Genomic DNA, 10,924 nt, shown 5'->3' on the forward strand with positions numbered 1-10,924 from the left:
CGCATGGCGCAGCGCTTTTCAATGCGCTACCTGCTCGTGGACGGGCAGGGCAATTTTGGCTCGGTTGATGGCGATCCACCGGCCGCCATGCGTTACACCGAGGTGCGGATGACCCGCATCGCCGATGCGCTGCTCGACGACCTCGACAAGGACACGGTCGACTTCATTCCCAACTACGACAACAGCGAGCATGAGCCGGTCGTCCTCCCGGCGCGCTTCCCGAATCTGCTGGTCAATGGTTCATCGGGTATCGCGGTCGGCATGGCCACCAACATCCCGCCGCACAATCTGCGGGAGGTCATCGACGCCTGTCTGGCGATCATCGACAACCCGGCGATGACCATCGAAGAGCTGATGGTGCTGGTACCCGGCCCGGATTTTCCGACCGCGGCGCTCATCAACGGCGTGCGCGGCATCCGCGAGGCTTATCGGACCGGCCGCGGCCGCGCGGTGATTCGCGCGCGCACCATGGTCGAAGTTCAGAAGCGCAGCGGGCGCGAGGCGATCGTCGTCACCGAGCTGCCTTACCAGGTCAACAAGGCGAGGCTGCTCGAGCGCATCGCCGAGCTGGTGAAGGAAAAGAAGATCGAGGGCATCGCCCCGGACGGGCTGCGCGACGAATCCGACAAGGATGGGATGCGGGTTGTCATCGAGCTAAAGCGCGACGCCTATGCCGAGGTGCTGCTGGCCAATCTCTACCAGCACACCCAGATGCAGCAGGTCTTCGGCATCAATATGGTCGCCCTGGTCGACGGCCAGCCGCGCACCCTGAACCTCAAGCAGATCCTCGAGTACTTTATCCGTCACCGCCGCGACGTTGTGACGCGCCGCACACTCTTCGAGCTGCGCAAGGCGCGCGATCGTGCCCACGTCTTGGAAGGCTATGCGATCGCGCTTGCGAACATCGACGAGGTCATCGCCCTGATCAAGGCGTCGGCCAACCCGGCCGAGGCGCGCGAGCGCATGATGGAGCGCACCTGGGCGCCCGGCTCGGTCACCGGCATGCTCGAGCGTGCGGGCGCGGAGCATACCCGTCCCGAGGAGCTCGAAGCCGCCTTCGGTCTGGTCGACGGGGGCTATCGGCTGAGCGAGCGTCAGGCCAAGGCGATCCTGGACCTGCAGCTCCAGCGCCTGACCGGTCTGGAGCAGGACAAGATCCTCGACGAGTTCAAGGAGATTCTCGACAAGATCGCCGCACTCCTGATGATCCTCTCCGAGTCGGATCGCCTCATGGACGTGATCCGCGAGGAGCTCACGGCGATCCGCGATCAGTTCGGCGACGATCGGCGCACCGAGATCCAGGTCGACCATACCGACCTCACGCTCGAGGACATGATCGCGCCCGAAGAGGTCGTAGTGACCATGTCGCACCAGGGCTATGTGAAGGCCCAGCCGATCAGCGATTATCAGGCGCAGCGGCGCGGCGGCAAGGGCAAGAGCGCGACCTCCTTCAAGGAAGAGGACTTCATCGACCGCATCTTCGTCGCCAACTCGCGCGACACCGTGCTCTGCTTCTCCAGCCGCGGCCGGGTTTACTGGCTCAAGGTCTACGAGCTGCCGCAGGCCGGTCGCGGTGCGCGCGGTCGGCCGATGGTCAACCTCCTGCCGCTGGAGCCGGGCGAGCGCATCAACGCGGTGTTGCCGGTGCGCGACTACGAGTCCGGTTATTTCGTCTTCATGGCGACCAGTGCCGGCACGGTCAAGAAGACCCCGCTCGATGAGTTCTCGCGGCCCCTGTCGCGCGGCATCATCGCGATCGATCTGCACGAGGACGAGGTCCTGATCGGCGTGGCCATCACCGACGGCAAACAGGACCTCATGCTCTTCACCTCCGCCGGCAAGGCGGTGCGCTTCAGCGAGGGGGCGGTGCGCGCGATGGGTCGGACCGCGCACGGCGTGCGCGGTGTGCAGCTCGCGCCCGGCCAGAAGGTCATCTCGATCTTGGTCGCCGAGCCGGGCACCGTGCTCAGCGTGACCGAGAACGGCTACGGCAAGCGCACCCGCGTCGAGGACTTCCCGACCAAGGGTCGCGGCACCAAGGGCGTGATCGGCATCAGCACCTCCGAGCGCAACGGCGCCCAGGTCGGCGCCGTGCTGGTGCGTCCCGACGACGAGATCATGCTCATCACCGAGGGCGGTACCCTGATCCGCACCCCGATCGATCAGATCCCGGTCGTGGGTCGCAGTGCCCAAGGGGTCAAGCTGATCAATCTCGGCGAGGGCGAGCGGCTCTGCTATCTGGAGCGGATCGTGGCGCTGGAGGGCGAGAAAGAGGGCAACGGGGACCTCGCCGAGGATCAAGACCCGGATGAGCCGGCCGACGAGCCGAGCGATGATGATCGTTCCGCCGACGTCGATCCCGACAGCGATCCGGAGGCATAGCAACCCGCGTTTTATCGTGACTGAACCGCGCCGGCTCCAACGCTTGTCAAGGCTGCCGGGGCCGATCCCATCCAAACACATCGCATACCGCGCCGGGCGCGGTTTAACGGAGATCACAGAATGGCTCGGGTTTACAACTTCAGTGCCGGCCCTGCAATGCTTCCTGAGCCCGTCCTGATCAGGGCGCGCGAGGAGATGCTCGAATGGCGCGGCAGCGGCATGTGTGTCGCCGAGATGAGTCATCGCGGCAAGGAATTCATGTCGATCGCGGCGCAAGCCGAGGCCGATCTGCGCGAGCTTCTGGCGGTCCCGAGCAACTACAAGGTCCTGTTCCTGCAGGGCGGGGCATCCACCCAGTTTGCCGCCATCCCGATGAACCTGCTGCGCGGCGCGGCGAGCGCCGACTATCTAAACACCGGCTCCTGGTCGAAGAAGGCGATCTCCGAGGCACGCCGCTACGGCCAGGTCCATGTCGCCGCCAGTACCGAGGCCGAACGTTTCACCCGCGCGCCGGGTCAGGACGAGCTGACCCTGAGCGACGATGCCGCCTACGTCCACTACACCCCCAACGAGACCATCGAGGGCGTCGAGTTTCCCTATGTCCCGGACGTCGGCGACAAGCCCCTGGTTGCGGACATGTCCTCGACCATCCTGTCGCGTCCGATCGATGTCTCGCGTTTCGGGCTGATCTACGCCGGCGCCCAGAAGAACATCGGCCCGGCCGGACTCGTCATCGTCATCGTGCGCGAGGATCTGCTCGGCCGGACCCTGCCTGCGACCCCGACCATGCTCGACTACAAGGTCCAGGCCGACAACGACTCCATGTACAACACCCCGCCGACCTACGCCTGGTATCTCGCCGGGCTGGTGTTCGAGTGGCTGAAGGGCCTCGGCGGACTGGAGGCGATGGGCAAGATCAACGCCCGCAAGGCCGAGCTCCTCTACAAGACGATCGACGATTCGGGCTTCTTCAAGAACCCGGTCGAGCCGGCGTCGCGCTCCTGGATGAACGTGCCCTTCACGCTCGCCAATCCCGAGTTGGACGACACCTTCATCAAGGAGGCCAAGGCCGCCAACCTGACCACGCTCAAGGGTCATCGCTCGGTCGGCGGCATGCGCGCCAGCATCTACAATGCCATGCCGATGGAGGGCGTCGAGGCGCTGGTCGGTTTCATGCAGGAGTTCGAGCGCAAACACGGCTGAACCGCGTCTGCGGTGTGACATGCGCGGTCCGAGTTTTGGATTGGCCCCGCATGCCACCTCGGCCCGCGGCGCTGACGCGGTTCAGGATTAAATCTTTTTTCTTTGTTCTGAATCGCGTCGGCTCGAAGTTCGGTTGACGCGCGCGACGCTCGATCCTCCAATCCAACATCCGCTTATCACTCAGGACGCGATTCAGTGTTCAAAATTCAGACGCTCAACAACATCGCGGTTGCCGGACTCGATCGGTTGCCGCGGGACCGCTACGAGGTCGCCTCGGAAATCGCCCATCCGGATGCCATCCTGGTGCGTTCGGCCAAGATGCAGGCGGCGGAGATCCCGCCGAGTGTCCAGGCGATCGGACGTGCCGGCGCCGGGACCAACAATGTCCCGGTCGAGGCCATGACGGCGCGCGGTGTCGCGGTCTTCAACGCGCCGGGTGCCAACGCCAATGCCGTCAAGGAGCTGGTGATCGCCGGCATGTTGATCGCGGCGCGCAACATCGGCCAGGCTTGGCGCTTCGCGCGTGAGCTTCAGGGCGACGATACGGCCATCCATCAGGCCGTCGAGGCGGGCAAGAAGCAGTTCGTGGGTTTCGAGCTGCCGGGCCGTACCCTGGGCGTTATCGGTCTCGGCGCGATCGGCGTGAAGGTTGCCAACGCGGCGCGCTCGCTCGGGATGCGCGTCGTCGGCTACGATCCGACCATCACGGTTCAGCGTGCCTGGCAGCTCGAGAGCGACGTGCAGCCTGCGCTCAGTATCGACGACCTGCTCTCGCGCTCCGACTTCGTCACCTTCCACGTCCCGCTCACCGACGACACCCGGCGCATGATCAACGCCGAGCGTCTGCGTACCCTGCGCAAGGGTGCCGTGCTGCTGAACTTCTCGCGCGACGGGATCATCGACGACGACGCCGTTGTCACGGCGCTGGACCAGGGGCACCTCTACGCCTATTGTTGCGACTTTCCGAGCAACCTCTTGAAGGACCATCCGCGGGTGATCACCCTGCCGCATCTCGGTGCCTCGACCAAAGAGGCGGAAGAGAACTGCGCCGTCATGGTCGCGGAGCAGGTTCGGGATTATCTGGAGAACGGCAACGTGACTAACTCGGTCAACTTTCCCGAGATCAATCTTCCGCGCAACGGCGGCTATCGCATGGCGATCGTCAACAGCAACGTGCCCAACATGGTCGGCCAGATCTCCACCGACCTAGCGGCTGCCGGACTGAATATCCTGGATATGCTCAATCGCTCGCGCGGCAACGTGGCGGTGACCCTGATCGATATCGATCAGCGCTGTCCGGAAGACACGGCCAAGCGATTGCGGGCCATCGACGGCGTCCTCTCGGTGCGCTGTCTCGGGACGCGGGAACGGAACGACTGATGGAGCAAAACAGCGCAAAGGGAGACGCACTGGAGGACGTGCGGAACCGGATCGACGCGATCGATTCGGAGCTGCTCGGTCTGATCAGCGAGCGCGCCCGTTGTGCCCAGCAGGTCGCCCATATCAAGACGGCGGCCGACGGCAACCAGGTGCAGTTCTATCGGCCCGAGCGCGAGGTCGCCGTCCTGCGCCGCATCAAGGCCGCCAATCCCGGCCCGCTCGACGGCGAAGAGGTCGCGCGGCTGTTTCGCGAGATCATGTCTGCCTGTCTGGCGCTCGAGCGCCCGCTCAACGTCGCCTATCTCGGTCCGGCCGGGACATTCACGCAAGCCGCGGCGATCAAGCACTTCGGCCATTCGGTGAAGACCTTCGCCTTGGCCACCATCGGGGAGATCTTCCGCGAGGTCGAGGCGGGCTCATGCGATTTCGGTGTCGTCCCGGTCGAGAACTCGACCGAGGGCGTGGTCAGCCACACCCTGGACATGTTCATGACCTCGCCGCTCATGATCACGGGCGAGGTCAGTTTGCGGATCCACCATCACCTGATGAGCGTGACGGATGATCTGTGCGCCATCCGCACGGTCTATTCGCATCAGCAATCCCTCGCGCAGTGCCGCGGATGGCTGGATCGATATCTCCCGAACGCGGAGCGCGTCGCCGTCGGCAGCAACGCCGAGGCCGCACGCACCGCGGCGACCGAAGAGGACGCCGCGGCCGTCGCCGGTCTCCAAGCCGCCGAGATCTACGGACTCAAGGTCCTCGCCGAGCGCATCGAGGATGAGCCGGGCAACACCACCCGCTTCCTCGTCATCGGTCCGCAGGATTCTAGGCCGAGCGGCGAAGGCCAGGACAAGACCAGCCTGCTGCTGTCCTGCCGCAACCAGGCCGGTGGTCTCCACAACCTGCTGACCCCCTTGGCCGCCCACGGCATCAGCATGACCCGCATCGAGTCGCGCCCTTCGCGCCGCGGCATCTGGGACTATGTCTTCTTCATCGACATCATGGGGCACCGAGACGACCCGAAGGTCGCGCTCGCGCTTGAGAACCTGAGGCAGGCATCGCTCTTGTTCAAGGTGCTCGGGTCTTATCCGCTGGCGGTGCTTTAGCTCGTTGATCCACGACCGGTATCACAAGCATCTCGGTCAAGGAATCGACCGCGACCGCGTCCCTCGCCGAGCCTTGGGTTGACCTGTCGACCGAAGACATCCAACCATCAATCGCCGAACCTGAACCGCCACTCATGACTGTCCACGACAATCCCTTCCTCCCCCTCGCCGCCCCCGGGATCGCCGGTCTCACCCCGTACGTCCCCGGCAAGCCGGTCTCGGAGCTCGAGCGCGAGCTCGGTATCCGCGACTCGGTGAAGCTGGCCTCGAACGAGAATCCCTTGGGCCCCGGCCCCCGTGCGCGCGAGGCGATCACCGGCCTGATGGGCGAGATCGGTCGTTATCCCGATGGCGGCGGCTTCGAGCTGCGGCGCGTGCTCGCCGAGTTCCACGGTGTCCCGCAGAGTGCGGTCACTATCGGGAACGGATCGAACGACGTGCTCGACCTGATCGCCCGGACCTTCCTGTATCCGGGTGTGGAGTCGATCTTCTCCGAGCATGCCTTCGCGGTCTACCCCATCGCGACCCAGGCGGTCGGTGCGACCGCGCGTGTCGCCAAGGCGCGCGAGTACGGTAACGATCTCGACGCGCTGGCGAGCCTCGTGACGGCGAAGACCCGCGTGGTCTGGATCGCGAATCCGAACAATCCGACCGGGACCTGGCTGGCCGCCGCGCCGCTCAAATCGTTTATCGGGGCCATGCCGCGGACCTGCATCGTCGTGATCGACGAGGCTTACACCGAGTATGTCGGCGAGCCGGACTTCCCGGATGCCACCCACTGGCTCGATCGTTTTCCGAACCTCATCGTGACCCGGACCTTCGCCAAGGCCCACGGGCTGGCCGCCCTGCGGGTCGGTTACGGACTGAGCGATCCGCGGGTGGCGGATCTGCTCAATCGGGTGCGTCAGCCCTTCAATGTCAACGCCTTCGCTCAGGCCGCCGCGGCGGCGGCGATCGGCGATCGCGAGCATGTGCGTGCATCGGTGGAGCTGAACCGCGCGGGGATGCGACAGTACCTCGATGCCTTCAAGCGGATGGGGCTTGCGTACATCCCGTCGGTCGGCAACTTCATCACGGTCGATGTCGGTCGCCCGGCCGGCCCGGTCAACCAGGACCTTTTGAAGCGCGGCGTCATCGTGCGACCGGTCGGGAACTACGGTCTGCCCAATCACCTGCGCATCAGTATCGGTCTGGAAGCCGAGAACGCTCGCTGCATCGTCGCACTCGAGGACATCCTCGCGCCATGATCGAGCGCCTGTCGATCATCGGGGTTGGACTGATCGGTGGATCGCTGGCGCGGGCCCTGCGCGAGGCCGGAGCCGTGGGGCAGGTCGTCGGCTGCGGGCGCGGTCTCGCCAATCTGGAGCGCGCACGCGAGCTGGGTGTCATCGATGTCCTGACGCGGGATCCCGGCGAGGCTGCCGCGGGTGCCGATATGGTGTTTATCGCCGTTCCGCTCGGCGCCATGCGCGGCGTCTTCGAGGCGATCCGGGACCGACTCGACCCGGCGGCGGTCGTGACCGACGGAGGCAGTGTGAAAGGCAGCGTGGTGGCGGATGCGATCGGCGCCTTCGGCGGCGTTCCACCACGCTTGGTTCCGGGTCATCCCATCGCCGGGACCGAGCACAGCGGGGTCGAGGCATCCTTTGCCGAGCTCTACCGTCAGCGCCGCGTCATCCTGACGCCGTTGCCCGAGACCGACGCCGATGCACTCGCACGCGTCACCGCGATGTGGGAGACCTGCGGCGCCGAGGTGACCTGCATGTCGGTCGCCCATCACGACGAGGTGCTTGCCGCCACCAGCCATCTGCCCCACATGCTCGCCTTCGGGCTGGTCGATGCGTTGGCACGCATGCGCGAGAACGACGAGATCTTTCGCTACGCCGCCGGCGGCTTCCGGGATTTCACCCGCATCGCCTCCAGCAATCCGGTGATGTGGCGCGACATCTGTCTCGCCAATCGAGAGGCACTGAGCGCCATGCTGGCGCGCTTCGGGATCGAGATGACCGATCTCGCCGAGAGTATTCGCAGCGCCGATGCCGAACGCCTGCTGGCCATCTTCGAACGGGCCAAGGCCGCGCGTGATCGATACGTGGACGCGTCCCGAAACGATTGATCGCGCGCCCCGGCACTGCGGTCGGACGGCCTTCCGAGCCGACCTGACCCGACGGGTCGGTCGGGCTATCGCGCGCTGTGCCGCAGTGCCAGCAGGGCGACCCCGTACGCGGCGTCCTGATGCTCGGCGTTCATCACGGGGACCCCGAGTAAGTGCTCGCGCATCGCCGTCCAGGTCGGATTCGCCGCGCCGCCTCCGATGCTCGTGACCCGCCGTGGCGGGGGTGCGCCCAGCTCGGCCAATCGTGCATAGCCTTCGGCCTCGATACGGGCTATCCCTTCCAACAGACCATGCAGGAATGCCTGCGGCTCGCTCGGGCGAGGCGAGAGTCGGGGTGCCAGGTCTGGGTCGTTCCTCGGGAAGCGCTCGCCGGGTCCGAGGAGTGGGTAATAGTCCAGGCCGGATGGGTGTTCCGGGTCGATGCCGAGGCTGAGGGAGACGATCTCGGCGTCGCTGAAGTATCTGCGCAAGACCGCACCGCCGCTGTTGGAGGCCCCCCCCGCCAACCAAGCGTCGCCGAACCGATGGCTGTAGATCCCGCAGGCAGACGCCGTCACCGGCCGCTCCGAGAGGATCTTCAGCACCAGAGTGCTCCCCAGGCAGGTGACCGCATCGCCGGGCTTCACTGCTCCGGCCGCGATTACCGCAGCCGTGCTGTCCGTTGTCCCGGCGAGAACCTGAACGGTCGACGGCCAGCCGAGCCGGTCGGCGAGCATGGGGTCGATGAGCGCGATCGGATGACCCGGGGCGACGACCTGCGGTAATCCGACCCCTTCGGGGATCAAAGCCTGCACCCAATCCGGCCAGCGCAGGCGCTCGGCGTCATACCCCAGCTTCAAGGCGTTGTTCCAGTCGCTGACCCCGAGGTGGCCGGTCAGACGCCCGATGATCCAATCCGCCTGGTGCAGTGCCCGAGCGGGTCCGGTATGACGGTATCGTCCGCTCGAATGCATGAGTTTGGCGAGGCTCGAGCTTGGGCCGCGAGCCGGGCTCTCGGGCGGGGCCACCCGGTCGATCAGGGCGGACTCCGCCACCGCGCGCCGGTCGTTGTACATGAGCGCGGGTCCGCATGGGTCGCCGTCCGGCGTCGCCAGCAGGAGGGTGGCGGAGGTCGCATCGAGACAGACGGCCGCCGGCTCCCGGTCGGTCAACGCGGCGCCGAGCTGCGTGAGGGTGTCGAGCACCGCGTGCCACCACAGCTCCGGATCCTGCTCGTAGTAGCCGGGGGCCGGGCTCAGGGGCTCGGCAAGGGAAACACGTGCGGAGGCCAACTCGCGGCCGGTCTCGTCGATCGCCACCGCGCGACATCCGGAGGTCCCCAGATCGATGCCGATCCAGGCGAGACCGGGTGTCGACCTTGCATTCGGGGACATCGCGTTTCGGTATCCCTGCCGGAGACGAGCCGAGATCAGGGAAGCTGGACGGGATCCGCGGGACGCCAACCGGCTGCACGATGCTCGGCGACCACCGTCGTATAGATGCCGCCGCGAACATTGAAGGCCGCGGTCAGACGCATGAAGCGCGGCTCGGTCGCCGCGACCAGATCGCCGAGGATCTGATTGGTGACCGCCTCGTGAAAGGCACCCTGATCACGATAGGTCCAGACGTAGAGCTTGAGTGCCTTGAGCTCGACGCACCGTGCCTCCGGGACATACTCCAAGGTCAGCTCCGCAAAGTCCGGTTGGCCGGTCTTGGGGCACAAACAGGTGAACTCCGGGATCTGGATCCGAATACTGTAGTCACGCTCGGGTTGGGGGTTGGGAAAGGTCTCGAGCGAACGGCTCGGGGCGGTGGACATGGTGATTGCTCTCCGGGAAAAATGAGTCCGATCGCTGTCGCCAGCGGTGATCGATCGAAGTGAGATCTGGCTGCGAAGGTTAACATGCCATGCCGGTCCGGCGCGCAGCGGGCGAGCGCCTGTCCAATCAGCACGCAGTCACATTCGCTGCGGCTGATCTCGACGCGGATCGCCTCGCCGTCGTTGCCCCGGAGAATGCCGTCGATCAGGCATCCATCGAGCCGGATCGGTGGAAAGGTCCGGACTCGACCCACTCCGATGTCACTGAGGCGAGCCCAGTGACTCTTGCGTCCCCGGGAGCGGCCCGGGCGACGACTTGAAACCCCCTCGGCGCTTGGCGTCGGCCAGAAGCTGCCGCTCAACCCGATCTTGTCGAGTGACGGCTCGACGCTGTGATGTAAAGCTTTCCATAAGCGCGCACGGACGCTGGCGGTCACGGTCCAGAGAGTCCGATTAAAACCCCGACCGGCCAACGAGCCGAGCCAGCCGACCGATCGTGATATCGGCGCTGAATTGCTCGAGTCCATCCGCGAGATGAACTCCGAGAAGGTGGGCACAATCCACGGCCCGGGGGCGCTCGCACGCTATCGCGTCAAGAGGTCCCAAAGCGAGTTCGCGAGACTCCTAGGGTCGGAGAGAGGGTCGGCTTTGGATGACTTCCGGATCGCTCGCGCAAATAGAGCGACTGACCGGAATGGGTCCAGCCATTGGACTTCACGACCCTGCAGCGCGTCAGCGAGATCGGCGTCAGCCACGACCTGCGCGAACGCGAGGACGACATGATCTGGCGGCTGCGCTGGGGCGAGCGCTGGGTCTACGTCTACTTGCTGCTGGAGTTTCAGTCGAGCGTCAATCGCCTCATGGCGGTCCGGCTCTTGACCTATGTCGGACTGCTCTATCAGGACCTGGCCGCCGCCGGCGAGATCCCCTCGGGAAGCC

The 10,924-nt window shown here is 65.6% G+C and carries 8 protein-coding genes and 1 pseudogene; 7 read left to right on the top strand and 2 right to left on the bottom strand.

Translation table 11 applies throughout. The annotated features are described in order from the left end of the window. The 6 genes from gyrA to VLR48_RS12080 form a co-directional block, all read left to right on the top strand. A partial coding sequence (gyrA, locus tag VLR48_RS12055; RefSeq protein ID WP_325292025.1) for a DNA gyrase subunit A occupies positions 1-2,382 on the top strand: 2,382 nt, incomplete at its 5' end. 120 nt (positions 2,383-2,502) lie between these two features. After that, positions 2,503-3,585: a 3-phosphoserine/phosphohydroxythreonine transaminase gene (gene serC / locus VLR48_RS12060; RefSeq protein WP_325292026.1), complete on the top strand. Its 1,083-nt coding sequence runs from the start codon at positions 2,503-2,505 to the stop codon at positions 3,583-3,585. Positions 3,586-3,780: 195 nt separating this feature from the next. Continuing rightward, positions 3,781-4,965, top strand: a complete 1,185-nt coding sequence (locus tag VLR48_RS12065) for a phosphoglycerate dehydrogenase (protein WP_325292027.1) — start codon at positions 3,781-3,783, stop codon at positions 4,963-4,965. Next, positions 4,965-6,071, top strand: coding sequence for a prephenate dehydratase (gene pheA, locus VLR48_RS12070; protein ID WP_325292028.1), 1,107 nt, complete (start codon positions 4,965-4,967; stop codon positions 6,069-6,071). Before VLR48_RS12065 ends, pheA begins: the two co-directional genes overlap by 1 nt. A gap of 134 nt (positions 6,072-6,205) precedes the next feature. Next, positions 6,206-7,318: a histidinol-phosphate transaminase gene (gene hisC, locus VLR48_RS12075; protein ID WP_325292029.1), complete on the top strand. Its 1,113-nt coding sequence runs from the start codon at positions 6,206-6,208 to the stop codon at positions 7,316-7,318. Further along, positions 7,315-8,187, top strand: a complete 873-nt coding sequence (locus VLR48_RS12080) for a prephenate dehydrogenase (protein WP_325292030.1) — start codon at positions 7,315-7,317, stop codon at positions 8,185-8,187. Before hisC ends, VLR48_RS12080 begins: the two co-directional genes overlap by 4 nt. A gap of 65 nt (positions 8,188-8,252) precedes the next feature. Here the strand turns inward: VLR48_RS12080 and VLR48_RS12085 are convergent, their stop codons facing one another. Together VLR48_RS12085 and queF are read right to left on the bottom strand one after the other, a co-directional pair. Continuing rightward, positions 8,253-9,560, bottom strand: coding sequence for an FGGY-family carbohydrate kinase (locus tag VLR48_RS12085; protein ID WP_325292031.1), 1,308 nt, complete (start codon positions 9,558-9,560; stop codon positions 8,253-8,255). 35 nt (positions 9,561-9,595) lie between these two features. Continuing rightward, positions 9,596-9,985, bottom strand: a complete 390-nt coding sequence (gene queF, locus VLR48_RS12090) for a preQ(1) synthase (protein ID WP_093190556.1) — start codon at positions 9,983-9,985, stop codon at positions 9,596-9,598. 692 nt (positions 9,986-10,677) lie between these two features. Here queF and VLR48_RS12095 point away from each other — a divergent pair. Beyond that, positions 10,678-10,924 (top strand): annotated as a pseudogene (locus VLR48_RS12095) (Rpn family recombination-promoting nuclease/putative transposase); the annotation flags it as partial.

It is taken from the genome of Thiocapsa sp. (genome assembly GCF_035467215.1).
GTDB lineage: Bacteria > Pseudomonadota > Gammaproteobacteria > Chromatiales > Chromatiaceae > Thiocapsa.